This is a genomic window from Streptomyces sp. NPDC057743, assembly GCF_042798755.1.
Classification (GTDB): Bacteria; Actinomycetota; Actinomycetes; order Streptomycetales; family Streptomycetaceae; genus Streptomyces.
Genome location: NZ_JBHVJX010000001.1, coordinates 66,949 through 90,263, shown reverse-complemented (window position 1 = coordinate 90,263; position 23,315 = coordinate 66,949). Strand labels below are relative to the sequence as shown.

At 70.7% G+C, this 23,315-nt stretch carries 22 protein-coding genes; 14 read left to right on the top strand and 8 right to left on the bottom strand.

Annotation, left to right across the window (positions count from 1 at the left end; all coding sequences use genetic code 11):
* Positions 1 to 125: 125 nt before the first annotated feature.
* Entirely contained in the window at positions 126 to 1,370 is a 1,245-nt protein-coding gene (locus ACFVFQ_RS00410; protein ID WP_383406978.1) for a cytochrome P450, read from the top strand.
* 9 nt (positions 1,371 to 1,379) lie between these two features.
* Here the strand turns inward: ACFVFQ_RS00410 and ACFVFQ_RS00405 are convergent, their stop codons facing one another.
* Positions 1,380 to 2,270, bottom strand: a complete 891-nt coding sequence (locus ACFVFQ_RS00405; RefSeq protein ID WP_383406040.1) for a glutathione S-transferase C-terminal domain-containing protein — start codon at positions 2,268 to 2,270, stop codon at positions 1,380 to 1,382.
* Positions 2,271 to 2,435: 165 nt separating this feature from the next.
* Positions 2,436 to 2,546: a putative leader peptide gene (locus ACFVFQ_RS00400; RefSeq protein ID WP_342456883.1), complete on the bottom strand. Its 111-nt coding sequence runs from the start codon at positions 2,544 to 2,546 to the stop codon at positions 2,436 to 2,438.
* A 188-nt stretch (positions 2,547 to 2,734) separates the two neighbouring features.
* Here ACFVFQ_RS00400 and ACFVFQ_RS00395 point away from each other — a divergent pair, with 188 nt between their 5' ends.
* Positions 2,735 to 3,193 carry an RrF2 family transcriptional regulator gene (locus ACFVFQ_RS00395; RefSeq protein WP_383406032.1) on the top strand — a complete coding sequence of 153 codons (459 nt, stop codon included), beginning with the start codon at positions 2,735 to 2,737 and terminating at the stop codon, positions 3,191 to 3,193.
* 231 nt (positions 3,194 to 3,424) lie between these two features.
* Positions 3,425 to 4,708 carry an acyl-CoA dehydrogenase gene (locus ACFVFQ_RS00390; RefSeq protein WP_383406026.1) on the top strand — a complete coding sequence of 428 codons (1,284 nt, stop codon included), beginning with the start codon at positions 3,425 to 3,427 and terminating at the stop codon, positions 4,706 to 4,708.
* 101 nt (positions 4,709 to 4,809) lie between these two features.
* Here ACFVFQ_RS00390 and efeB read toward each other — a convergent pair whose 3' ends face one another.
* Positions 4,810 to 6,084: an iron uptake transporter deferrochelatase/peroxidase subunit gene (efeB, locus tag ACFVFQ_RS00385; protein WP_383406023.1), complete on the bottom strand. Its 1,275-nt coding sequence runs from the start codon at positions 6,082 to 6,084 to the stop codon at positions 4,810 to 4,812.
* Positions 6,085 to 6,233: 149 nt separating this feature from the next.
* Positions 6,234 to 8,447, bottom strand: coding sequence for an iron uptake transporter permease EfeU (gene efeU / locus ACFVFQ_RS00380; RefSeq protein WP_383406020.1), 2,214 nt, complete (start codon positions 8,445 to 8,447; stop codon positions 6,234 to 6,236).
* 209 nt (positions 8,448 to 8,656) lie between these two features.
* On the opposite strand from efeU, the gene ACFVFQ_RS00375 reads away from it, so the two are divergent.
* The 5 genes from ACFVFQ_RS00375 to ACFVFQ_RS00355 all read left to right on the top strand — a co-directional run bounded on the left by ACFVFQ_RS00375 (position 8,657) and on the right by ACFVFQ_RS00355 (position 13,137).
* Positions 8,657 to 9,004 carry a PASTA domain-containing protein gene (locus tag ACFVFQ_RS00375; RefSeq protein WP_383406017.1) on the top strand — a complete coding sequence of 116 codons (348 nt, stop codon included), beginning with the start codon at positions 8,657 to 8,659 and terminating at the stop codon, positions 9,002 to 9,004.
* A gap of 473 nt (positions 9,005 to 9,477) precedes the next feature.
* Positions 9,478 to 9,987 carry a hypothetical protein gene (locus ACFVFQ_RS00370; RefSeq protein WP_383406014.1) on the top strand — a complete coding sequence of 170 codons (510 nt, stop codon included), beginning with the start codon at positions 9,478 to 9,480 and terminating at the stop codon, positions 9,985 to 9,987.
* A 145-nt stretch (positions 9,988 to 10,132) separates the two neighbouring features.
* The gene (locus ACFVFQ_RS00365) at positions 10,133 to 11,590 is read left to right on the top strand and encodes a flotillin family protein (RefSeq protein WP_383406012.1); all 1,458 of its coding nucleotides are present in this window, start codon (positions 10,133 to 10,135) and stop codon (positions 11,588 to 11,590) included.
* Between the two features lie 318 nt (positions 11,591 to 11,908).
* Positions 11,909 to 12,301 (top strand): hypothetical protein, encoded by a 393-nt coding sequence (locus tag ACFVFQ_RS00360; protein ID WP_383406007.1) that lies wholly within the window; start codon positions 11,909 to 11,911, stop codon positions 12,299 to 12,301.
* A gap of 194 nt (positions 12,302 to 12,495) precedes the next feature.
* Positions 12,496 to 13,137: a carbonic anhydrase gene (locus ACFVFQ_RS00355; RefSeq protein ID WP_383406004.1), complete on the top strand. Its 642-nt coding sequence runs from the start codon at positions 12,496 to 12,498 to the stop codon at positions 13,135 to 13,137.
* Positions 13,138 to 13,623: 486 nt separating this feature from the next.
* On the opposite strand, the gene ACFVFQ_RS00350 is transcribed toward ACFVFQ_RS00355, so the two are convergent.
* From ACFVFQ_RS00350 to ACFVFQ_RS00340, 3 genes are all read right to left on the bottom strand, one after another.
* Entirely contained in the window at positions 13,624 to 14,058 is a 435-nt protein-coding gene (locus ACFVFQ_RS00350) for a DUF2267 domain-containing protein (RefSeq protein ID WP_383406001.1), read from the bottom strand.
* Between the two features lie 55 nt (positions 14,059 to 14,113).
* Complete coding sequence (locus tag ACFVFQ_RS00345) at positions 14,114 to 14,509, bottom strand: DUF2267 domain-containing protein (protein WP_383405998.1); 396 nt, start codon at positions 14,507 to 14,509, stop codon at positions 14,114 to 14,116.
* Between the two features lie 107 nt (positions 14,510 to 14,616).
* Complete coding sequence (locus tag ACFVFQ_RS00340; RefSeq protein ID WP_383405995.1) at positions 14,617 to 15,048, bottom strand: Hsp20/alpha crystallin family protein; 432 nt, start codon at positions 15,046 to 15,048, stop codon at positions 14,617 to 14,619.
* 123 nt (positions 15,049 to 15,171) lie between these two features.
* Here ACFVFQ_RS00340 and ACFVFQ_RS00335 point away from each other — a divergent pair, with 123 nt between their 5' ends.
* Positions 15,172 to 15,855: a type III effector protein gene (locus ACFVFQ_RS00335; RefSeq protein WP_383405992.1), complete on the top strand. Its 684-nt coding sequence runs from the start codon at positions 15,172 to 15,174 to the stop codon at positions 15,853 to 15,855.
* A gap of 169 nt (positions 15,856 to 16,024) precedes the next feature.
* On the opposite strand, the gene ACFVFQ_RS00330 is transcribed toward ACFVFQ_RS00335, so the two are convergent.
* Positions 16,025 to 16,369 carry a MerR family transcriptional regulator gene (locus ACFVFQ_RS00330; protein ID WP_383405989.1) on the bottom strand — a complete coding sequence of 115 codons (345 nt, stop codon included), beginning with the start codon at positions 16,367 to 16,369 and terminating at the stop codon, positions 16,025 to 16,027.
* Positions 16,370 to 17,002: 633 nt separating this feature from the next.
* On the opposite strand from ACFVFQ_RS00330, the gene ACFVFQ_RS00325 reads away from it, so the two are divergent.
* The 5 genes from ACFVFQ_RS00325 (at position 17,003) to ACFVFQ_RS00305 (ending at position 23,270) form a co-directional block, all read left to right on the top strand.
* Positions 17,003 to 17,455 (top strand): ATP-binding protein, encoded by a 453-nt coding sequence (locus ACFVFQ_RS00325; protein ID WP_383405985.1) that lies wholly within the window; start codon positions 17,003 to 17,005, stop codon positions 17,453 to 17,455.
* Between the two features lie 804 nt (positions 17,456 to 18,259).
* Positions 18,260 to 19,423 (top strand): glycosyltransferase, encoded by a 1,164-nt coding sequence (locus tag ACFVFQ_RS00320; RefSeq protein ID WP_383405982.1) that lies wholly within the window; start codon positions 18,260 to 18,262, stop codon positions 19,421 to 19,423.
* A 200-nt stretch (positions 19,424 to 19,623) separates the two neighbouring features.
* Entirely contained in the window at positions 19,624 to 20,400 is a 777-nt protein-coding gene (locus tag ACFVFQ_RS00315) for a phosphotransferase (RefSeq protein WP_383405979.1), read from the top strand.
* Positions 20,401 to 21,228: 828 nt separating this feature from the next.
* The gene (locus ACFVFQ_RS00310) at positions 21,229 to 21,432 is read left to right on the top strand and encodes a cold-shock protein (RefSeq protein ID WP_055566644.1); all 204 of its coding nucleotides are present in this window, start codon (positions 21,229 to 21,231) and stop codon (positions 21,430 to 21,432) included.
* Positions 21,433 to 21,776: 344 nt separating this feature from the next.
* On the top strand, positions 21,777 to 23,270 hold the full coding sequence (locus ACFVFQ_RS00305; RefSeq protein ID WP_383405976.1) for a DEAD/DEAH box helicase: 1,494 nt from the start codon (positions 21,777 to 21,779) through the stop codon (positions 23,268 to 23,270).
* The last annotated feature ends 45 nt before the right edge of the window (positions 23,271 to 23,315 follow it).

The window sequence follows — 23,315 nt, the reverse complement described above, 5'->3', positions numbered from 1 at the left end:
GGAGCGCCCGGCCCGGAACCAGTGGAGAGCGCGTGGCATCCTTCGACGGCCGCCTGACCAACGGGAACGGCACGACCACCCCGCACCCCGGCACCACCACGGCCAACGCGCCCAACACCCCGGCGATTCCCGACGTCTTCGACCCGCGCCGCTACGCCGAGGGGCTGCCGCTCGACGCCTACCGGCTACTGCGCGACCACCACCCGGTGGCCTGGCAGGACGAGCCCGAGGTGCTGGGCTGGCCGGCGGGCCCCGGCTTCTGGGCGGTGACCCGGCACCGGGACGTGGTCCGGGTCCTGAAGGACGCCCGGACCTTCTCGTCCCACCTGGGCGCCACCCAGATCCGCGACCCCGACCCGGAAGACCTGCCGTTCATCCGGCGGATGATGCTCAATCAGGATCCCCCGGACCACAACCGGCTGCGCCGCCTGGTCAGTCGGGCGTTCACCCCGCGCCGGGTGGACCGCTTCACGGGTGTCGTACGGGAGCGGGCCCGCGCCCTGTTGGGGGCCGCGGTCGAGGGCGCGCGCACCGGGGGCGACGGGGTGTGCGACGTCGTCACCGCGGTCACCGACGACTACGCGCTGCTCAACCTCGCCGACCTGCTGGGCGTTCCGCCGGGCGAGCGGGGGCTGATGCTGGAGTGGACCCGGCGGGTGATCGGCTACCAGGACCCGGACGAGGCCGGCCCGACCGTGGCCGGCGCGGACGGCCGGCCGGCCAACCCGCGCTCCCCCGCGCTGCTCCAGGACATGTTCGCGTTCGCCCGCGAGCTGGCGGCGCACAAGCGACGGCACCCGGCCGACGACCTGCTGACCGCGCTCGCCACCGACCCCGAACTGACCGTGCCCGAGCTGGAGATGTTCTTCTTCCTGCTGACCATCGCGGGCAACGACACCGTGCGCAGCGCCGCCCCCGGCGGGCTGCTGGCGCTGGCGCACCACCCGGAGGCCTACGACGCGCTGCGCACCGGCGCGGTGGCGGTGGGCACGGCGGTGGAGGAGCTGCTGCGCTGGCACACGCCGGTGCTGAGCTTCCGTCGGACCGCCGCCGAGGACACCGAACTGGCCGGCACCCGGATCCGCGCCGGCGACAAGGTCGTGGTCTTCCACGGCTCGGCCAACCACGACGAGCGGTCCTTCACCGACCCGGGCCGGCTGGACCTCGCCCGCACCCCGAACCCCCAGGTGTCCTTCGGGGACGGCCCGCACGTCTGCCTGGGCGCGCACCTCGCCCGGCTCCAACTGCGGGTGCTGTACGAAGAGACCTGCGCGCTGTTGCCCGCTGTGGCGGTCGCCGGACCGCCACAGCGGCTGGTGTCGAACTTCATCCACGGGGTGAAGTCGCTGCCCCTACGGGTGGCGACCTGAGGCGGGCGGTCAGCGCCGGGCCGGGGTGATGCGGGGCGCGGGGGCGTGTGCGGTGGTCCAGTCGACGATCTGCACGGCCGCCCCGGCGGCCTCCTGACCCCGGCAACGGGCGTGGTGGCGGCGGGCGATGGCGTCCAGGTCGAGGTGGCGGGCGAAGGCCGGGAGGGCGGCGAGCCGGCGGGCGTAGGACCACAGGCCGCGGTGGTCGGCTATCCGGTGCACGGCCGCGGCGTCCAGGTGCCAGCGATGGACGGTGTCGAGCTGCACCAGGGTGACCCACAACTGCACGTCGGCGACGGTGAGTTGGTCGCCGAGGAGGTAGCGACGGCCGGCCAGGCGGCGCTCCAGTGCGGCGAGCGCGTCGAGCAGGGTGGTCAGGACGGCCTCGTGGCCGGGGTGGTCGCTGCCCAGCGAACCGGCGTGCTGGGCGGCCTGGTTGATGTCCCGCTCGCAGCGCCGGGCCAGCGCGTCGATCGCGTCCCGGGCGTAGTCGGGGTAGAGGGCGGGTCCGTGGCCGCCGAACCGTTCGGCCAGGTCGCGGAGGATGTCCGGGGCGTGGGTGCTGACGATCCGTCCGGTCCAGTCGTCGCTGAGCACCGGGGCGGTGGCGGGGCCCTGGTATGGGTGCGCGCTGGCCTCGTAGAGCGGGCGCAGCGCGGTGTAGCCGCACTCGGGGGCGTCGGGGACGGCGGGCAGCAGGTCCAGCGGGAGAACGTCGTCGAGGTCGAGCAGGGCGTGGGTGAGGGCGATGCCCAGACAGTGCGGACAGGACGGGGAGAGGTGCAGGCGGTAGCGGTGCGGGGCCGGGTAGTGGCCGCTGCGCGGGTCGGGGCCGATCCGCCCCCGGAAGGCGGGCGTCGCGGCGGAAGCGGCGGTGGAGGCGGAAGTGAAGGAGGTCATACGAGTCCCTGGGTGCGAGGTCCGGTGGCGGGTCGTACGGGTGGGCACCCGGCGGCGGCCCCGCGCGAGCGCGGGCGGGCGCCGGCATGGTGGTGCCGGGCGCGGGCCGGGGCCCAAGGGGGGCGCGGCGTCAGCGGAAACCGGCCGCCGGCGCCCGGCGGCGGGCTATGCGGCGCTGCAGACGCGCAGCAGATCGATGTGCCGGCGGGAGGTGAGGAGGGGACGCGGCCGGTCCGCGCGTGCCGCGCGGTCGCCGTCCCGCTCTGTGTGCCCCATCGACTCCCACCCTGTTCGCCGTGGTTCTCGCCCTTGAGTCTCAGGGCCCCGCCGGGCCGCGTCAAGGGTGGTGCGCCGGCACGCTGCCGGGGGTGAACCGGCCGGCGCGCGCCGGGAATACCGGGTCGCGCCCCTCGTCAGGGGGGCGGGGCGACGGCCGGGCCCGACCGCTCGGGGATAATGCCACCATGCGGATTTCAGCCAGAGCGGACTATGCGGTGCGCGCCGCGCTCCAACTCGCGCACGCCCCGGACGGGGGTCCGCTCAAGGCGGAGGCGATCGCCGACGCCCAGGACATCCCGCACAAGTTCCTGGAGGGCATCCTGGGCGACATGCGGCGCGGCGGGCTGGTCCTCAGCCAGCGCGGCGGGAACGGCGGTTACCGCCTCGCCAAGGCCGCCGACGAGATCTCCATCGCCGATGTGATCCGCGTCGTGGACGGTCCACTGGTGTCCGTACGGGGCGTGCGCCCGCCGGAGTTGTCGTACAGCGGCCCCGCGGAGTCCCTGCTTCCGCTGTGGATCGCGCTGCGGGCCAACGTCCGTCAGATCCTCGACGGCGTCTCGCTGGCCGACGTGGCGTCGGCCGAACTCCCCCACCAGGTCTCGGCGCTGACCCGCGACCCGGCGTCCTGGATGAATCCGTAGCCGCCGGTACCCGGCTGACCTGCGAACGCCCCGCGACGGACGGCCGGAGGACCGACCCGGTGTCCGGAATGCGACCCTGATTCGTCCATCCCTCGAACACCCCTTGCCGGCCCCGAAGTTCAGGCCGCATCATGCAGCTATTCCCTACCAATCCAGTGGGAAAACTAGGGAAGCCCGACCGGGGGTCGGGCTCACAGCCCGGTTCCAGCCGACGAGGACGGTGAACGGCGCATGCCGAAAAGGTCCGCAGCACGTCCTGCCGCCCCGCAGTCCCGCCCCGCGGAGGAGGAGATCTGGCCCCGCGTCACCCGCGAGGTCGCCGACGACCTCGCCGTCGACGCGCTGGCCCGCGACCGGTCCGGCAAGCCGCCCGCCGACGAAGTCGCCCGGCTGCGCGAGGCCGGCCTGCCGGCCCTGCTGACCCCGCCCGGCCCGCTCCGCGGCGGCAGCGACTGGCGCACCGCCTGCGCCGTCATCCGGGAGATCGCCGCGGCCGACAGCTCCATCGGGGAACTCCTCGCCCGCCACTACGCGTTGACCTGGAACACCCGCTTCTTCGGCGGCCCGGACCAGGCCGACGCGTTCGAGCGCCGGGTGGCGGCACAGCAGTGGCTACTGGCCGGCGACACCGGCAACTCGCCGGCCGACGCCGAGCCCGCGGCCTCGGGCACCGCCCCCGACCTCACCCTGACCCTCACCCCGAACGGCAACGGCCATCTCCTGCACGGCCGCCGGTCGTTCGCCGCCGGCGTCACCGTCGCGGACCGCCTGGTCGTCGGCGCCACCTGTACCGAGACCGGCAACTGGCTGACCGCGCTGGTCGACCCGGCCCACCCCGGCGTCACCACCGACCCGGCCCATGACCGCCTGGGCCAGCGCCTCACCGGCGCCGGCAGCGTCGCCTTCGACGGCGTCCCGGTGTTGCCCGACCAACTCCTCGGCACCGTCTCCCACGACGAGCAACACATCACCCCGTACGCCACACTGGCCCCGCTCGCACTGCGACTGGCCCTGGTGCACGTCGCGTTGGGCATCGCCGAGGGCGCGCTCGCCGAGGCCCGCGACCTCAGTCGCGCCGCGCCCGGCGGCTGGCCGACCGACGCCCCCGCCCTGGCCCCGTACGCCGAACGACCGGGCGGCGACCCCTACTTGCTGCTCGCCTACGGCGAACTGGTCGCCGCCGCGCACACCGCAGCGGCCGTCGTGGAACCGGCCACCGAGGCGCTGGCCAGAGGCCTGCTGATGGGTCGGGAACTGGGCGTCAACGAGCGCGCCGACATCGCGGTGCTGGTCGCCGCGGCCGAGGCGGTGACCAACCAGTCCGCGCTCCAGATCACCACCCGCATCCTGGAGTTGACGGGCACCGCCGACTCCCCCGCCGGCGACCCGGGGTTCGACCGGTTCTGGCGCAACGCCCGCGTGCTGACCGCCCAGCGCTCGCCCGCCCACAGTCTCCGGGCCATCGGCGACCACTACTTGAACGGGACGCACCCGCCGCTGACCCTACGGATCTGAAGCCGGCGGCCGCCGCACCATACGGGAGGGGCGGGGCGCCACCCCGGCCCCGTCCGGGACCCGGGCGGCGCCCCGCCCCCACCACTACTCCTGACGCCGTATCAGGCCGCGGCCAGCAGGCTCCGGCCGAGCCAGTCCGAGCCGTCCCGCACGCCCGGCAGGGCGTAGAAGTACCCGCCGCCGGTCGGCGAGATGTAGTCCACCAGCGGCTCGTCGATCAGCCGCTCCTGGGTGGCCTCGAACTGGCGGCGGACGTCCTGCTGGTAGCAGCAGAAGGCCAGCCCCATGTCCAGGTTGCCGACGCTGTCCACGCCCCGGTCGTAGTTGTAACCGCGGCGCAGGATGCGGGAGTCGTCGGTCTTGGCGGTGCGCGGGTTGGCGAGCCGGATGTGCGAGTCCAGCGGGATCGCGGTGCCGTGCGGGTCCTTGTGGTACGCGGGCACGTCGAACTCGCCCGCGCCGTCCAGCGGGGCGCCGGTGTCCTTGCGGCGGCCGAACATCTTCTCCTGCTCGGCCAGCGAGACCCGGTCCCAGAACTCCACCAGCATCCGGATGATCCGGATGACCTGGTAGCTGCCGCCGGTCGCCCAGGCCGGCTCGCCCAGGCCGTCGCGGACCCACACCAAGTGGTCCATCTCCCGCCCCGACTTCACGTCGGGGTTGGCTATTCCGTCCTTGAAGCCGAGCAGGTTGCGCTGGGTGCCGCTGGGCCGGGGCGCGTTCTGGAAGCCGTCGATCCGCCACTTGATCTGCATGCCGCCGCGGGTGTGCCGGGCGATGTCGCGCAGCGCGTGCAGCACGGTGTCCTGGCGCTCCGCGCAGATCTGCAACGACAGGTCGCCGTGGCACTCGGCGGCCTGGAGGTTGTCGTTGGGGAAGGTCCGCATCGGGCCCAGCTTGCGCGGCTTGGCCTTGGCGAGGCCGTAGCGGTCGTCGAAGAGCGAGGCGCCCACCCCGAGCGTGACGGTCAGCGCGTCGGCCGGGACGACCGGGCCGAGGATCCCGTTGTCGGACGGCGGGGCGCCGACGCCGAGGTCCTGCGGGGCGCCGCCGGCGGTCAGGAAGCGGGCCCGCTCGGTGATCGTCCGCAGCAGGTCGGTGAGTTCCTTGCGGTTCTCCGCGATGACGTTGAGCGAGACGAACGCCGCGGCGGCGGGCTGCGGGGTGAGGATGCCCGCCTGGTGGACGCCGTGGAACGGCACCTTGCCGGCGTCGGCGGTGTCGGCGGCGCGCGCGGTACCGGACTGGCCCTGGGCCAGGGCGAAGCCGCCGCCGGCCAGTACCGCGCCGGCCGCGCCGGCGCCGAGCGCGGTCTTCACGAACGAGCGCCGGTCGGCGGGACAGCGGCCCTGCGGGCCGGGCGTTTCGGCGGACATCTCGTGGATCCCTTCGGAGCGTGCGCGGGGTGGTGCGACGGTTGCGGGGTGAATGGGGTGATGGGGATGGATACGGGCGGGGGCCCGGTGGTCGGCGGTGGTGCTCGCGTGCACGGTCCGACGGTCCGGGCGCCCCGATCCGTGGGCGGTCAGGCGGACTTGCGGATCTCCAGGAGGTCCGGCACCGGCGCCAGGTGTTCCAGCAGCTGCCCAGTGACCCCGTTCAACCGCTGCCGGGTGGTGGCGTCCAGCTTCTCCACCGGCGTCCAGGCATCGCCGTGGTGCGCCGCGTCGAGCAGCTTCTGGAGACCGGCGATGTCGGCGTCGATGGTCTTCAGCAGCTGCGGGTCGCGCTTGGTGATCAGCGGGCGCAGCACGTCGAGGAGTTCGCGGGTGCCGGTGAGGTTGGCGTCGGCGGTGGCGAGGTTGCTGCCGCTGCCCTGGTCGGTGTCGGCGGTCAGCTCGAACTGGAGGGTGTTCTCCAGGATCTCGTGGGTGCGCAGCGGCAGGTCACCGGGGTCGAAGTCCTGGGTGGGGAACGCCTTCCGCAGCCCCATCACCTCACCGTGCAGCTGCTCTGCCGGCCCGGTCAGCTCGTCGGCGGACGCACCGTGCCAGAGCCCGTACTCGATCCGGTGGAAGCCGCTGAAGCCCTTGTCGTGCACGCCGCCCGGGAGCCCGTCGGCCCGCCCGTTGATCTTCTTGTCGAAGTCCTGGAACGTGCCGTAGGCGGCACCGAGCGAGGAGTAAGTCCGGTGCGCGGTGAGCCAGTCGGTGCGGGCCGCGTCCAGGTCGCCGCCGGCGAGGTCGTCGCTGAGCCGCTGGGTCTGGTCGGTCAGCGTCGCCAACCCCGCGTCGACGTACTTCTTGTACGCGCGCAGCGGCCCGGCGAGGTCCTCCTCGGAGACCGGCACGACGGCCTTGGCGCCGCCCCCGCCACTGACCCGGACGGCGGCCGAGGTGACGGCCTTGCCGCCGGTGGGGACGCAGCGCCAGGCGTACGAGCCGCCGGCGATGGTGGCGACCAGGTCGCGGGTGGTGCCGGGGGCCAGGCCCTCGATCTCGCCGTAGACCGCGTTGCTCGTCGGGTCGACGAGGTACACCTCGGAGGTCTTGTCGCCGGTGTTCTGCATCTGGAAGGTCTGCCGCCCCGTCTTGGGCGCGGTGAAGCCCTTGCCGCACTCCGTCTCGGACACCGCGACGGTCGGCGCCCCGGCCGGCTTGGACTTGCCGAAGGCGACGATCCCGCCCGCGACGACGGCGGGCACGGCGACCACGGCAACGGGCAACACCCAGGCGGGGCGCTTCCGTCGGGCCGCGGCGGCGACCGGCTCGGCTTCCTTCTCCGGCTCGGATTCGCGCGCGGTCGCGGTCACGGGCTCGGCCTCGGGCTTGGCCTGAGCCTCGGTCTCGGACGAGGACTCGGAGCGTGAGCCGGACGCGGTCGCCGACTCCGCCTCGACCGGCCTCACTTCGGCCGACTTCACTTCGGCCGGCTGTGCCTCCGCCGCCTTCGCCTCGGTCGCACGCGGCGCCGGCGCCGGCTTCGCGGCCGTCCGCACCCCGCGGACGAACAGCGTCATCACGACGACGAGGTACGCCGCGTACCCGAAGACCTGCAACCACGTCATGGCCGGCATCAGGTTGAAGACGCCCTGCACCAAGGTGGAGTACCAGGCGCTCGGGTCGATGCTCTGGCTGAGGTCGAAGGCGAACGCGGTCTTGCCGGGCAGCACCCCGCCCTCCTGGAGGTCCCGCAGGCCGTACCCCAGGACGCCGGCGGCTATGACGATCAGCACGGCCCCGGTCGCGGTGAAGAACTTGGTGAGGTTGATCTTGAGCACCCGGCGGTAGAGGCCCCAGCAGAGCCCCGCCGCGATGACCAGTCCGACCCCGGCGCCGATCATCGGGCCGACGGATTCGCCGGCCGCCCGCGCCGTGGTCCACAGGAACAGCGCGGTCTCCAACCCCTCGCGGCCCACGGCCAGGAAGGAGGTGACGATCAGCATGCCCGCGCCCATCGCGAGCGCCCCGGTGACCTTCTCCTTGATCTCACCGGAGAGGCTGCGCGCGGAGCGCCGCATCCAGAACACCATCGCGGTGACGAAGGCGACCGCGATGACGCTCAGCGTGCCGCCGAACGCCTCCTGCGCGGTGGCCGAGAGTGAGGCGGCGGTGAACGTGAGGACCGCGCCGAAGCTCAACGACATCGCGATGGCGGCCAGTACGCCCGTCCACACCTGCGGGAGGCGGGACTTGGCCCCGGCCCGGACGAGTGTGGCAACGAGGATCGAAACGATCAGCCCGGCTTCAAGACCCTCTCTCAAGCCGATCAAGAAGCTCGGAAACGCGTCGTCCCACATAGTCGTCCTCTCCGGCCCGCACGACCGCACCGGTATGCCTTACCTCAGTTAGCGAAGGCATACCTTAGTCAGACGATCTGGAGATGTCTACACGACTGTAGTCACGTGGTCACGAGCGGATAACGACCCTAGCCCAGGCCCCACACGCCCCCGACGGAACCCCCGACCACCCCGTCGTGACTCCCACCCGCACCGCGCGTTCTCCAGACATGACCAACTCGCACACCCCCCACGCCCCGCGCGCACGCCGAGTACCGCGCGCCGCCGCGACCCTCGCCCTGACCGCCCTCGCCACCCTCGCCGCGACCGCCCCGGCACGCGCCGCCGACGACACCATGCCCAACGTCAACGGCAAGTCCCTCTCCGCCGCCTACCAGGCACTCCACAACAACAAGGACGTCCAACTCCAGGACGGCAGGGGCGCCGGGCGCCACGTGCTGTGGCCCGCCAACTGGAAGGTGTGCGCCCAACACCCCCAGGCCGGCGCCCCGTTGCAGCACCAGAAGGTGAAGCTGACCGTGGTCAAGTCCCGCGAACTCTGCGGCAACGGCCGGTAACCCACCGCGCCCCACCCCGCTCGCGGCCGCCACGCCCCCAGACACACATCAGGCCCGGGAAGAGCTCCCGGGCCGCCTCATCAATCCATCCCGAACTACAAACCGTTCCGAACAACTCAGTCCCCGGAAGTCCACATCGTCACCATCTACCTCAGTCGTCGCCGAGGCTCCGGTTCGCGGGGCTTCCGGGGGCCTAGCCAGAGCCATGCTAAGGGTCTCCTGTCAACGAACGTCTTCGTCAACGGTGCGGCTCTCCGGTTGTCTGGTTAGAACCCAGTTTCCTCCCGATTTGCACGCAGTCAAGGGGTATGTCTCGGGGGTTGGGTAAAAAGCCCGCGACGCAAGCACCGGCGCGCGGTGCTGCACATTAAGGACGCGTAAAGATTGCCGGGATGCGGCAATGTGCGGCGGCCGAACCGCGTGTCACGATCGTCCTCGTTCGAGCGGAATGAGCGAGTGCGGGAGGGCTGAACATGGCCTGGTTTCTTGGTCTCGGCATCGGCGGGATCGTCGTGCTCGCGCTGTCACTGATCTTCGACGGCGTGCTGGAGGGCCTGTTCGGCGGCGTGCTGGCGGGGCCCTTCGACGGGCTGCTGTCGCTGCCGGTCATCGCCGGCTTCCTGTCGATGTTCGGGTTCGCCGGCGCGATCGTGCACGGCGGTACCGGATTCGGCCCCGCGGCGGCCGTCGGCATCGGGCTGGCGGCCGGCACCGCGGCCGGGGCGGCCACCTGGCGGTTCAGCCGGGCCCTGATGGACGACCGGACCGACCCGGCACCGCGCCGCGAGGACCTGGTCGGCACCGCGGGCTCGGTGGTCACCCCGATCCCCACGAACGGGTACGGCGAGGTGCTGCTGCACCTCGCGGGGCATCCCGTGAAGCTCTCGGCCCGGAGCGCCGTCCCGGTGGCCCGGGGTGCCGAGATCTGGGTGGAGGCGTCGCTGTCGTCCACCTCGGTGGCGGTCCGCCCCGTCGAACGCTGAGCGGGGGCGGCCCGGACCCGGACGCCGATGCGGGTCGGCGCCCGCCCCCGCTCGCCCGGTCCCGGCGCGCTCCGCGCCGCGGGACCGATCATGCACAACCCACTTCTTGATCTGCCTACCCCCAGGAAGGCAGGGGGGATTTTTCATGAGTTCAGTAGTTATCGCCGTCATAGGTGCCGTCGTCCTCGTCGTGCTGCTCGCCCTCGTGGTGATCACGCGCTACAAGGTCGCCGGACCGAATGAGGCGTTCATCATCACCGGCCGCCGCGGCAAGAAGTCCACCGACCCGGAGACCGGTCAGGTCAGCGTCGACAACAGCGGCCAGAAGGTCGTGGTCGGCGGCGGCGTCTTCGTCGTCCCGTTCGTGCAGCAGCGGTTCTCGTTGGACCTGTCCAGCCGGCACCTGCCGGTGGCGGTGCGCGGCGCGGTCACCCTGCGCGGCGTGAAGGCCAACCTCGACGGCGTCGCGATCGTCAAGGTCGGCGGCAGCGAGGACGCCATCCGGGCCGCGGCCCAGCGCTTCCTCCAACAGCAGGACGGCATCGTCGGGTTCACGCAGGAGGTGTTGTCGGGCGCGCTGCGGGCGATCGTCGGCCGGATGGCCGTCGAGGACATCATCCGCGACCGGGCCGCGTTCGCCGGGCAGGTCGCCGAGGAGGCGGAGGCCAGCCTCTCCGGGCAGGGCCTCATCCTGGACGCGTTCCAGATCCAGGACATCACCACCGAGGGCTCGTACCTGGAGGACCTGGGCCGGCCGGAAGCCGCGCGGGCCCGCCAGGAGGCGGACATCGCCGAGGCCAACGCCAAGCGGGTGTCGGAGCAGGCGCGCCTCAAGGCCACCGAGGAGATCGCGGTCGCGGAGCGCACGCTCTACCTCAAGCAGGCCGAGATCCGCGTCGAGACCGAGGCGGCGGCCGCCAAGGCGAACGCGGCGGGCCCGCTCGCCGATGCCGCGCGCCAGCAGGAGGTGCTGTCCGAGCAGGAGAAGGTCGCCGAGCGACAGGCCGCGCTCACCGACCGGGAGTTGGACACCAAGGTCCGTAAGCCCGCGGACGCCGCCCGTTACCAGGCCGAGCAGGAGGCCGAGGCCCGCCGGATCGCCGAGGTCAAGGAGGCCGAGGCGACCGCCGAACGGGCCCGTCTGACCGGTGAGGGCGAGAAGCTGCGCCGCGCCGCGCTCGCCGAAGCGGTGCGCCTGGAGGGCGAGTCGGAGGCGGCGGCCCTCGCCTCGAAGGGTGCCGCCGAGGCCGACGCCATGCAGAAGAAGGCCGACGCCTTCGCCCGGTACGGCGACGCGGCCGTGCTCCAGATGCTGATGGAGGTCCTCCCGCAGGTCGTCGCCAAGGCATCCGAACCGCTGGGCGCGGTGGACAAGATGACCGTCATCTCCACCGACGGCGCCGGCCAGTTGCCCCGCACGGTCGCCAACAACGTCGCCCAGGGCGTGGAGCTCCTCAACTCGGTCTCGGGCGTCGACCTGGCGAGCATGCTCAAGCGCGTGACCGGCGGCACCAACGGTCACGCCGCCCCCGAGACCACCCCCGACACCGGCCTCGTATCGGCCACGACCTCTCCGAACGGAAAGATCGAAGTCACCGACTAGCGCCTCTGGGCGGGCAGTTGACGCTCCCCGCCGAAAGCCACGGCACAACCGTCGAGCCGAACTCACCCCTCCCACAGCAAGGGCTGCCGGGCCGGAACCTCTCTCCGCCCGGCAGCCCCCCTTTGCGCGACACTCCCGCCACGCCAAGGCCCCTGGGGGTATCTGGGGGAATCGATCGGCCCGCCACCCGGCGGGTTCCGCCTTGATCCGATCCGATCCGAGTTCCGAGTGAGGGCCTGGTCTACGACGGCGCCTGCCCGGAACGGTAGCCAGGTGTCAATGAACGTGAAGGTGCCTGGCCTCTTGCACAATCCCCTCATGCAACCTCTGCCGGTTCCTTGCCCCGCCCACCTCATCCCCGACGCCAGCGGCACCCGGGCCTTCCACGCCGCATACCGGCAGGCCATGACGGATCGCGCCGTGTTCGTGGCCATCGAATCGGACGGGCCGCGGTGGACGGTGAAGGCGGACACCCTCACCGCCGGCCCGGAATACTCCCTCGACGATGCCGCGAACGACGCGATCCGGGCCGCGATCGACCGCCTGGTCCGCAACCGCGAGGTCGGCTTGGACGCCTACGCGGGCCCCGTCTACTTCATGATGCACAGCGTCACGAGTGAGAACCGAGCCCGCGAACTCGCAGCCGCGCTCCACGCCGCACTGCACGGGGACCTGGAACCCCTCAACCGGGCCGTCACCCACACGTCCTGACCCGCCAGAATGCCACCTGCCGCGCCGAGCCCCCACTGACCGGCGAAAGAAGCAGTGACAGGACCTGCCGCCACAGCCCGCTCACCACCACTCCACCTCGCCCGTCGGCTCGGTGTGTCCACCGAGGAGGCACAAAAGCCGCCGTTGGTGGACCCGGCCGCGCGTCTCCGCCTGTCCGGCCGTAGCCTGCCGCCATGACCAAGACCCTGACGCCGACTCCCGATGACGCCTTCGAGATGCTGCTGTCCGGCAACCAGCGGTTCGTCACGGGCACGCCCGAACACCCCAACCAGGACGCCGCCCGCCGCGCCGAGACCGCACCGGCACAGAGCCCCTTCGCGGTGATGTTCGGGTGCTCCGACTCCCGGCTGGCCGCCGAGATCATCTTCGACCAGGGGCTGGGAGACTTGTTCGTGGTCCGCACCGCCGGGCACGTGGTCGGCTCGGAGGTGCTGGGCAGCATCGAGTACGGCGTGAGCGTGCTGGACTGCCCGCTGGTCGTGGTCCTTGGTCACGACTCGTGCGGGGCCATCGCCGCTGCTCGGGCCGCCGCCGACGGCGGCCGGGCGCCGTCCGGCTTCGTCCGCGACGTCGTCGAGCGGGTGACCCCGAGTGTGCTGGCAGCCCGCGCCGCCGGCCGCGAGACGGCCGACGAGATCCTGGCCGAGCACATCAGGCACACCGTCGATCTGCTGCTGGACCGCTCCCGCGTCCTGGCCGAGCGGGTCGCCGCCGGCCGCCTCGCCGTGGCCGGCCTGTCCTACCGCCTGGCCGACGGCAGCGCCCAACTGGTCGCCTCCCACGGCCTGACCAGGACTACAGCCCCCACACACTGAACCCCACAGCCGGCGCCCGCGGTCCGAGGTCGCCAGTTGGGCCCGACGGCCCGTCACCCGTCGTCGGCGATCGCCCACTACAGCAAAGTCGGCCTCTTGCCTTCCGGCACCGCGGCGCCGCCGGCATTTCCACCCCGCTCCGCGGGGCGCTCCTTCGGGATGGCTCCCTTTCTCACCGCTGATCACGGACCTGTGCTGGCGTCCATCACCGTCACCAACGGAGCAACCTGGCTCCCCTCCCCGCTGACGAAGTGGCTCTCGACAAACCGCCGTAAGCAGTGCGCCTGCGCGGGAAGGAAGGCTGTGCGGGCCGGGTCGTGCTTCCTGGCGCCCGAGGAGAACCTGGCGGCGGTGGTCGGGCTCGTCGGCGGCAATCCAGTACGGGCCAGCCATCTCCCGATCGGAGCTTCCGCAAGGGGCTTCTTCTTCTGGTCCGCGAACGTGTCACGGTGAACTGCGCGCCGCGGCGGCGGGATACGGCGCGCTCTACGCGGCCTGGGTGAGTTCGGCGCGGCCGAACAACAGGGCGAAGCCGGTGGGGAGTTGGTGCAGGATGCGGGTGAGGAGGTCGGGGCCGGCCAGGGTGGCGACGGCGGCGAGTACGGTTCCGGTGTCCCAGCGGGTGGTGGCCTGGGATGTGCCGCTCCGGGCGGCGAGGTCTTTGACAAAGGCCCAGCCGGTCAACGGTTGGGTGTCGGGGATCTGCGCGGTCAGGATGCGCGCGGCTTCGAGGGGTAGACGGGCGGCGAGTTCGACGCGTTCCTCTCCGGTCAGCTGACGTCCCAGCCCCGCGAGGACGAGGCGGACGACTTCCTCGGCCCGCTCGCGGGTGGAGTAGGCGCCTTCGTAGCGGACTTTCTCCAGCATCTGCTCGTACGACATCGCGGGCATGGGCTGCGCAACGCGCGGGTCGGTGAACACGTGCTGTGGTTGCCTTTCTGTTGCCGGGACGGTGGTCACCGGATGAGTGGGTGGGTCAGGTGGGCTGGGGACGGCCGAAGAGCAGGTCGTACCCGGTGGGGAGCTGGAGCAGGATCTGTCCCAGTAGCTCCTCGCCGGCAATGTCGGCGACGGTGCTGAGCACGGCGCTGACGTCCCAGGTGGCGGTCTGCTCGGTGGCGCCCTCGATCCAGGCCGCCGTCGCCCGCACGAACCGCTCCGGCGTCAGGGGCTCGGCGCTCTGCAGCGGGTTGAGGAGGATCAGGGCGTAGTCCTCGGGCAGGCGCGCCGCGAGTCGGGCGCGTATCTGGCCGACGAGGTGGGCACCGAGCAGGGCGAGAATCACGCGGGCTGCGCGCTCGGCTTCCTGGACACTTTCGTACTCGCCGCGTTCTGTGACCTGGTCGAGAAACGCTTGACGTCGCCATGTCACGTCGGCTGCCACCTTCCTTGTTTTTGCGGAAGAGGCAGCGGAGGACGGGAGAGGGGAGTTCGGGATGCCCGTCCTCCGCCGCTGCCTGGGTGTCTCGTCGCCCCGGCTCAGCCGGAGAGCTCCTTGCGGGAGGATTCCCCGCCGATGGTGATCTTGCGGGGCTTGGCGCGCTCGACGATCGGAATGCGCAGGGTGAGCACGCCGGCGTCGTAGTCGGCCTTGATGCGCTCGGTGTCGAGCGTGTCGGCCAGCACGATCTGGCGGGAGAAGACCCCCAGCGGCCGCTCGGAGAGCTCCATCTGCACGTTGTCGGACTTTGTCGCGGGCCGGCGCTCGGCCTTCACGGTCAGCATGTTCCGCTCGACGTCGATGTCGATCGCCTCCGAGCTGACGCCGGGCAGGTCGAAGGCCACCACGTACTCGTCGCCCTCACGGTAGGCGTCCATCGCCATCGTGGACGGCCGCGACCAGGTGCCCGGGCTCATCAGCTGTTGAGCCATCCGGTCCAGCTCACGGAAGGGGTCAGTGCGCATCAACATGTGAAAACACCTCCACCAGGTTCAGGCAGTTGCTGCCAATGCGCCTCACTGAAACTGTTGTAGCATGTCATCCATTGGATGACAAACACGGTGTCATCGAATGGATGACGACAGGAGGTGCTCGTGACAGCAGCCGACCAGCCGAACCCTGCCAGCGCCGGCCCGGCCAGCCCGGCCTCGTTCCTCGCCGCCGCAGCCGCTCTGCAGGCCATAGACGACGCCCTGCGTACCGCCCGGCGGCAGACGCCCTCCGATGGCTCCGCCGACACCCCAGGGCCGGAACAGGCTTTGGCCTCCCTGTCACTGCTGCGGCAGGTCCGCGAACAGCTCGCCGGATGGGAGAGCGGCCTGATCGAAACCGCCCGCGACGCAGGCGCCAGCTGGGCCGACCTCGCCCGCCCGCTCGGCGTCGCCAGTCGTCAGGCCGCCGAACGCCGCTACCTGCGCGGCCGGCCAGGCCCCGCCGGAACCACCGGCGAACAACGCGTCCAGGCCACCCGCGAGCGTCGCGCCGCCGACCGCACGCTCGCCACCTGGGCTCGCCTCAACGCCGCCGACCTGCGCCGCATCGCCGGCCAGATCACCGCACTCACCGACCTTCCCACCGCCGCCCGTCCCCCCGTCCGCGAACTCGACGCGGCCCTCGCCCAGGACGACCCCACCGCCCTCATCCACCCCTTGGGTGCGACCCGCCCCCACCTGGCAATGGCCCACCCCGAGCTCGCCGCCCAACTCGATGCCCTAACGAACTCCGCGAAAGCCACGCTCGCACCCCCCAACGGACTCGCCCCTGGCGCCACCGACTGAGCGGCGATCGCGCTTCTGCATGACCGCCGCGAAGCCGGTGAGGCGCCGGGGCCCTTGAAACGGTGCCGTGTTCCCTGGTTACGGTCTCCTGCACGAGGCGGCAGTGCGGAGCAGCCGTGACGGGCGTCCGGTCCACACTTCGCGGTCGGCTTGAGATAGCCCCATCGCCTCAGGCTGAGGGCTCCGACTGCGACTGCCCGCCTTGGGCGCGCAGTTGCTCATTGATGCGCCGGGCCTCTTCGAGCTGGTCTTCGAGGATGACGATGCGGCAGGCGGCCTCTATGGGCGTGCCCTGATCGACGAGTTCACGGGCGCGAGCGGCGATGCGCAACTGGTAACGGGAGTAGCGACGGTGGCCACCTTCCGAGCGCAAGGGAGTGATCAGGCGGTGTTCGCCGAGGGTGCGGAGGAAGGCAGGAGTGGCGCCGAGCATCTCGGCGGCCCGGCCCATGGTGTAGGCGGGGTAGTCGTCATCGTCGAGATTGTCGGCGGGCCGGGTACTGCGAGGGGGCATAGACCTCTTCTTCCTGGGGCGCGTCGGGGGGCCCGGGTGCCATGCGGCACCCGGGCCCCGAGCTTGTAACACCATCTACCGGCCAACTGCGCCGGCTTTCGTTGTCCGCAGGCTCCCCCTGGGAGGGCGGGGCTGCGGAGATAGCGGATGCGTGACCGGGGACCACCTTCCAATCCGGGGCCTGGGGTACCCGGACGGGCTGTCTCCCCGCCCGGGCGATCCCGATGGTGCTCTGCTCCTTACCTTCGGTTACTCGGTTGTACTGCTGGATACCGCGGGTACTGCTCGCGATCCCCGTGGATCGCGCCCTGCTTGACCTGCTCGCACGGCAGTTCATCTCTGCCGTGCCCACTTGGACTTCCTGGATACGACAGTGACAGTAACCCGACAGGCACCTCATGTCTACCCTCGCCACGACAGATTTCCTGCGTGCCCATTGCAAGGATTTCTGCCTCAAATACAACCGGAAAAGTGCTGTCCTTGGTTGAATCCCGACTCAGCGGGCATGGGCTAAGCCTGGCGGCACAACCGACCGAGGGAGGGTGGTGGCACATGGCCGACACGGAGACCGTCGGACCCCCGGCCCCGCCGCTGCAGATGCGCCTTCCCGCACGACCGGCGACGAGATCACCAATGATCACCACGATCGCCGCAAGCCCCCGAAGCATCGGACATCCCGGCTACAACGCCACACACCCCTGCACGGCCGAGACCGCCGCTGCCGCACGGCGCTTCGTCCGCATCACCTGCGCCGCCTGGGGCCTGGACGCCCACGCCGAGACCGGCGCACTGATCATCTCCGAACTCGTCACCAACGCCGTGCACCACACCAGCAGCCACAGCATCCGCGTGATCGTGGAACGCCCAACGGCCACCCAGGTACGCCTGGCCGTGGTCGACAAAGCCCCCTACCTTCTCCCCACCCGGCTAGCCCCTCGGCCCGACGACGACCGAGGTCGTGGTCTCCACCTGGTCGACCATCTCGCCGATCGCTGGGGATACGACATCCTTGGCCCCTCCAGGCGCCCCTGGGGCAAACGTTGTTGGGCTGAACTCCGCGTCGAGGCTGACCCCCAGCAGCTCTAACCCTGCCGGGGTCGGGGAGCCACCCCGGATCCACCACCCAACACCCCTGCGCCTCAACCCCGCTCCGACGGATACCGCCGAACACGTCCCGGGCGATCGACCGCATCCCCAAACCAGCGAGCGACACAACCACACGTCGGTGCAACCGAGTTGAACTCGACCGGCGCGAGCACATGCAACTGCGGCAACAGGGTCTCCTGGACCTCGGCCGGCTTCGCAACCCCAAGCCACCAAGGGGCCCGCATTCATGCCCATGGCCAGCGGCGATCACCCGGTCGAGAACCGTTGCAGGGTGATGAGCGCACCCCGATCGCCCAGCTCTTCGCGCACCCCTCAACGCCCCATCCGGTGCAGCCAACCTTCCGCGACGTCCCCTGCTGCGAACGCACTGGGGATCGATCATCCGGGAGGTGCATGGAGGGTTTCGCCGAAGTGCACATCCGCGGTGTCGTGGCGTCATCTCAGCCGAGTCACAGGCTTGTTGCCCATCCATCGGGCGCCTGCAGCACCACAGCATCCCGTTCCAACGTTCCAGGCGGGTGATGCTTCTCCAGCTCAGGGGCGGTTTTCGCATGCGCCTTTCTCGAACCGGCCGCTGCCTGTGGTGCCTGGGACAGGTCCACGTGCAAGCTCGGGTCGTCCGAACACGTCGCGTCGGTCGGCTGCGACAGAAAACGTCTGCGCCCGCGCGGCCCGCCGTGGTCGAACGAGGAACGGGGCGACAACCACCGTCCCGCTGACCGCAGTTGGCGACGGCGTGGTGAGATCACCGAGTCCCGCCTCGACGAGAACCATGGAGTGTCCGTGACCTTACGGATAGCGATCACCGCTGAGCCGATTCCCTCGCATGTGTCCGCACTGGATTACGTCATCTGCCCGGTCGTCGAGCAGGAGCACCGTGTCGCGCTGCACGCTCCGCCCATGTTCCGCCGCGAAGTCCTGCGGCGCGGGGCGGAGTTCCACCGAGCCGGGACGAACTGGACCTGCGATCCCCTCGTTCAGCAGACGGCGAGCGAGGTCTGGAAGGACTGGGGAAACGCGCCCTTCAACCGGTACGCCTTCGCTCATCTCTGGCCGGAACAGGCCGAGGCGAAGGCCCGTGACCTGCTCGCCGCGTGGACAGCGGACCGCCCGGATCTGGTGATTGCCGAGTGCAGCGATCTCGGCGCACACCTGGCGGCCACGGTCTTGGGACTGCCCCTGCTGGCAGCGGACAACGGCCTCGGGCCGGTGCTCCTGGACCTCTGGGAAACCGACATCGCACCCGCGCTGCTTCCCCTCTACAAGCAGTACGACCAGGATCCGCCCGTGCTGCCGCCGATGGTTACCTCTGCGCCGGTCTCGTGGTTCTACCCTGCTCCCCCGTCCTCGGTGCACGCGGTCCGACGCACCGTGGCGGAGTTCCGAACCACCCTGCCCGAGCGGCTGGACCGCTCCGCCTCCTCCCGTCCTCTCGTCTACGTGAGCCTCGGCACCTTGACCACCGCAATGGCCGATCTCCGCACCGTCGTGAGCAGCGCCTACCGGGAGATCATGGCCGCGCTGTCCGCGATCGGCTGCGACGCGATCGTGTCCGCCGGCGATCTCGCGGCGCACCTACGGAGCGCCGACCCCCGCATCAAGGTCGTCGAGCGCGTCGCGCAGCCCGCGCTGCTGCACCACGCCGACCTGTTCGTCACGCACGGCGGCCGGGCGTCCCTGCTCGACGCGGTGCAGGGCGCAACGCCCGTCCTGGCCATGGGAGTTCTCGCCGACCAGCCCGCCAACGCCGCCGCGTTCGCCCGTCACGACCTCGGGCGCGCACTGGACCTCACCGCGCCCCGCGGCGAAATCGCCGACGCCATCACCGCCATGCTCGGCGCTCCGCGCTACGGCGCCGCGATGCGTGCCGCGCGCGCCGAGTTGTCCCGACTGCCGGCACTCGACCTCGTGGCACAACGGGACAGCCTGTCAGGCCATCAGAACTGAGGCGTCGAGCGTGTGACCGGACCGCGTTTCGCCGTCCGGCCCCGTCATCCAACGACCCTGCGCGAGATGGTCGTTGCGCGGGACGTCGGCGTTCTCCGCTCCGGCCCTGCGACCAAGCGCCGTGACGAGGCGCTGGCGTGCATGCGCAATTCCGCGGCCCGCACAAGTCTGAATGCCGGGAGCGGCTACAGTCCTGACGCATGGACGAGGTGATGTCGGGTGGGAGGTTCTCCCGCCCTGTGCGCCGGGGTGATGTGGTCGAACGCGCGCCGAGTAACCCCAACGTGCGCGGGCTTCTGCGGCACTTTGAACGCAGCGGGTTCTCGCTGGCTCCGCGGTTCCTCGGCACCACCGCGGGAGGAACGCGTGACCGCCTGACGTTCATCGAGGGGAAGGCCGCGCACTATCCCCTCACGGAGGCGCAGCGGTCCGATGAGGCCCTGGTGAACGTGGTGTTGGCGGTCCGCGCGATGCACGACGCTTCCCAGGGCTTCGTTGCTGAGAACCCGCTGGCGTGGCAGCACCGTGAGGTCGCAGCGCCGGTGCGCGTCGACTGCATCGGCCATCACGACCTGGCACCGTGGAACATGACCTTCAACGGCACGGAAGTGACCGGCATCATCGACTGGGACTTCGCCGGCCCCTCCAACCGGGCCTGGGACCTCAGCTACGCGGCGCACAGGTTCGTGCCGCTGTCCTCCTCCCGCCTGGCCCAGGCTTTCGGCTGGAGCACTCCCCCCGACCGCGCTACCCGACTTCGGCTGGTCGCCGATACCTACGGTCGCGGCATCGTCCCGGCTGAACTTCTCGACCTGGCCGTGGTACGCCTGGCCGCCGTGGCCGCCAACATCGAGCAGCAGATCCGGACCGGCAACCCCGCCTTCGACGTGCACCGTGAGGAGCGGCATGCCGACGGCTATCGCGAAGACGTCCAGTTCCTCCTTGCCCACCGCGACGCTCTCCTCCGCGCGGGCTGAGGACGTCTCATCTGCCTGACGCAGACTCCGCACCACCAGAACACCACGAGTTGATCTGTCGCCGGGTGATCAGGCAGCAGGCGGGTTTGAGGAAGGCTTCGTGCACGTCGGCTCGGTGTTCCCAGCGGATGCGGAGTCGTTTGAAGCCGTGGCGTCAGGCGGTTGGGGCGGCCGCGCGGTGAGGCGCTCGCCACGAGGCGAGTCCTGTTCCGCGCAGCCGCCCGCCGAACCGGACATGACGGTTTCCCGGTCATCCGGCTCGCCAGTGATTACGGCGTGAGTAATCTGGCTGACTGTTCTGAACGGATGCGATCGTGGCAGCCGCCGCAGGCCACAACTGTTTTGCGGCGCCGGCGGAGCATCACGCGGCTGTTCGCCGCGGTCTATCCCGAAGCCGTCGCCCGGCCGCGTCCGCGGTCCCCTCCCCGGCTCGATGTAGTTCGGCGCAGAAGGCGGGGACGCCGAGGTCGTGGCTGCCCGGGCCGGCTTGTGGGTGTCCCCGGGCCGCCACTCGCCTTGGGGCGCACCAGACGTTGCGCTCCGGGAGAATCAATTTCTGCGTTCGCGGAGGGAGAGTTTAACGAGCCGCGCAATAAGGGTTTTGGGCGCAACGAGCGGAGTGAAATTATTCGCCGCTCACGGACGGTCGAGACGTGCTACTGTCGCTTCCGTTGCAGTTGTGGTTCCCAAAACTTCAAGTGCTCCTGATCAGATGTTCAGGGTGGGAGTACTTTCGTGTTGACCGGTTTTTTCCGGCGGGGTGATCATTGCGGCGACACGGCATCCGCAGAGCGTGGATCCCGATGCACTGCCCCAAAGGAGATCGACATGGCTAATGGCACTGTGAAGTGGTTCAACGCGGAAAAGGGATTCGGCTTCATCGAGCAGGATGGTGGCGGCGCCGACGTTTTCGCCCACTACTCGAACATTGCCGCCCAGGGCTTCCGTGAGCTCCTCGAAGGCCAGAAGGTGACCTTCGACATCGCGCAGGGCCAGAAGGGCCCGACGGCCGAGAACATCGTTCCCGCCTGATACGCGCAGTTTGCAGCTGGGGCCCGCATCCTTTGGGGTGCGGGCCCCAGCTGCACGATTTTTCCGTAGTTGCTTCACCTGCGGGGCTCTGCTTGGTGAGATCTGCAGCCCAGCGCGGGCGGATTATCACGCGGGGAGGGGCGGGGACACGTCCCAGCACGCCCCAAAACCGGGACCCGGTTCTCGCTCCCTCGTCACGCCATCCATTTCAGCGCCTTCGCCCGCGCATTCTTTTTGCCGGTCAGCTCCGCTGCCGTTTTCCATCGGTACATTCTTGTAATTCTCTGCGCCGTTCGTTCTGGCGGGAATTCCTTGATATGCACCGCATCGAGGAAGGTTCCCACATGAACCGCACACGTACGAACGACCGTTTCAGCCGCACCCGTGGCGGCAGTACCGATGCGGGAAAGGGCGGGCGACACTTCGGTTCGCCGGCCCCGCGCCGTTCCGGCGGGCCCGCTCGGTCCGGCGGTTACGGCCGTCGGAACGCTGCGCCGCAGCGTGAGTTCGCGCTTCCCACAACGATCACTCCCGCGATTCCCGCCGTGGAGGACTTCGCCGATCTCGACATGTCCCCGCAGTTGCTGGCCGAACTCGGCAGGCAGGGTGTCACCGCACCGTTCCCGATCCAGGGTGCGACGCTGCCGAACTCCCTAGCAGGCCGTGACATCTTGGGCCGTGGGCGCACCGGCTCCGGCAAGACCCTCGCCTTCGGGCTCGCCCTGCTCTCCCGCATCGCCGGACAACGCGCCGAGCCCCGCCAACCGCTGGGGCTGATCCTCGTACCCACCCGCGAGCTCGCCCAGCAGGTGACCGACGCGCTCACTCCCTACGCCCGCGCCGTCAGGCTCCGCCTGGCCACGGTCGTCGGCGGGGTGTCGATCGGTCGACAGGCCGGCGCGCTGCGCGGCGGAGCCGAGATCGTGGTGGCGACCCCGGGCCGTCTCAAGGACCTCATCGACCGTGGTGAGTGCCGACTGAGCCAGGTCGGCATCGTCGTGCTGGACGAAGCCGACCAGATGGCGGACATGGGCTTCATGCCGCAGGTCACCGCGCTGCTCGACCAGGTGCGCCCCGAGGGGCAGCGCCTGCTGTTCTCCGCCACGCTGGACCGCAACGTCGACCTCCTGGTGCGCCGGTACCTGACCGACCCCGTTGTCCACTCGGTCGACCCGTCGGCCGGTGCGGTCACGACGATGGAGCACCACGTTCTGCATGTCCAGGGCGCCGACAAGCACGCCACCACCACCGAGATCGCAGCCCGCGACGGCCGCGTGATCATGTTCCTGGACACCAAACACGCCGTCGACCGACTGACTCAGGACCTGCTCAACAGCGGCGTGCGTGCGGCCGCGCTGCACGGCGGGAAGTCACAGCCCCAGCGCACCCGCACCCTGCAGCAGTTCAAGACCGGGCACGTCACCGTGCTCGTCGCCACAAATGTCGCCGCCCGCGGCATCCACGTCGACAACCTCGACCTCGTCGTCAACGTCGACCCGCCGACCGACCACAAGGACTACCTGCACCGCGGCGGCCGTACCGCCCGCGCCGGCGAGTCCGGCAGCGTCGTCACCCTCGTCACGCCGCATCAGCGCCGCGGCATGGTCCGCCTCATGTCGGACGCCGGGATCCGGCCGCAGGTCACCCAGGTCCGCTCCGGCGAGCCGGAACTGCACCGCATCACCGGTGCCCGGACTCCCTCCGGAATTCCGGTTGTCATCACCGCGCCGGTGGTCGAACGCCCCAAGCGCGGCACCGCCTCCCGTGGCCGTCGCCGCCCCGCGTCGGCGAGTCGGCGCGTGTCCGTACAGCAGCGCCCAGCCGAGAAGGCGGCCTAGCACCTTCGTGGTCAGGAAGCTGATCCCTCTCTGTAGGAGACATCT

What these genes read in the sequence shown, in the direction of transcription:
- ACFVFQ_RS00325 (WP_383405985.1), top strand. Translation starts at nt 17,003, where the DNA reads ATGATCACCACGATCGCCGCAAGCCCCCGAAGCATCGGACATCCCGGC.
- ACFVFQ_RS00340 (WP_383405995.1), bottom strand. Translation starts at nt 15,048, where the DNA reads ATGTTGATGCGCACTGACCCCTTCCGTGAGCTGGACCGGATGGCTCAA.
- ACFVFQ_RS00330 (WP_383405989.1), bottom strand. Translation starts at nt 16,369, where the DNA reads ATGCCCCCTCGCAGTACCCGGCCCGCCGACAATCTCGACGATGACGAC.
- ACFVFQ_RS00305 (WP_383405976.1), top strand. Translation starts at nt 21,777, where the DNA reads ATGAACCGCACACGTACGAACGACCGTTTCAGCCGCACCCGTGGCGGC.
- ACFVFQ_RS00405 (WP_383406040.1), bottom strand. Translation starts at nt 2,270, where the DNA reads ATGACCTCCTTCACTTCCGCCTCCACCGCCGCTTCCGCCGCGACGCCC.
- ACFVFQ_RS00400 (WP_342456883.1), bottom strand. Translation starts at nt 2,546, where the DNA reads ATGGGGCACACAGAGCGGGACGGCGACCGCGCGGCACGCGCGGACCGG.
- ACFVFQ_RS00365 (WP_383406012.1), top strand. Translation starts at nt 10,133, where the DNA reads ATGAGTTCAGTAGTTATCGCCGTCATAGGTGCCGTCGTCCTCGTCGTG.
- efeU (WP_383406020.1), bottom strand. Translation starts at nt 8,447, where the DNA reads ATGTGGGACGACGCGTTTCCGAGCTTCTTGATCGGCTTGAGAGAGGGT.
- ACFVFQ_RS00375 (WP_383406017.1), top strand. Translation starts at nt 8,657, where the DNA reads ATGACCAACTCGCACACCCCCCACGCCCCGCGCGCACGCCGAGTACCG.
- ACFVFQ_RS00360 (WP_383406007.1), top strand. Translation starts at nt 11,909, where the DNA reads ATGCAACCTCTGCCGGTTCCTTGCCCCGCCCACCTCATCCCCGACGCC.
- efeB (WP_383406023.1), bottom strand. Translation starts at nt 6,084, where the DNA reads ATGTCCGCCGAAACGCCCGGCCCGCAGGGCCGCTGTCCCGCCGACCGG.
- ACFVFQ_RS00370 (WP_383406014.1), top strand. Translation starts at nt 9,478, where the DNA reads ATGGCCTGGTTTCTTGGTCTCGGCATCGGCGGGATCGTCGTGCTCGCG.
- ACFVFQ_RS00355 (WP_383406004.1), top strand. Translation starts at nt 12,496, where the DNA reads ATGACCAAGACCCTGACGCCGACTCCCGATGACGCCTTCGAGATGCTG.
- ACFVFQ_RS00310 (WP_055566644.1), top strand. Translation starts at nt 21,229, where the DNA reads ATGGCTAATGGCACTGTGAAGTGGTTCAACGCGGAAAAGGGATTCGGC.
- ACFVFQ_RS00315 (WP_383405979.1), top strand. Translation starts at nt 19,624, where the DNA reads ATGGACGAGGTGATGTCGGGTGGGAGGTTCTCCCGCCCTGTGCGCCGG.
- ACFVFQ_RS00395 (WP_383406032.1), top strand. Translation starts at nt 2,735, where the DNA reads ATGCGGATTTCAGCCAGAGCGGACTATGCGGTGCGCGCCGCGCTCCAA.
- ACFVFQ_RS00390 (WP_383406026.1), top strand. Translation starts at nt 3,425, where the DNA reads ATGCCGAAAAGGTCCGCAGCACGTCCTGCCGCCCCGCAGTCCCGCCCC.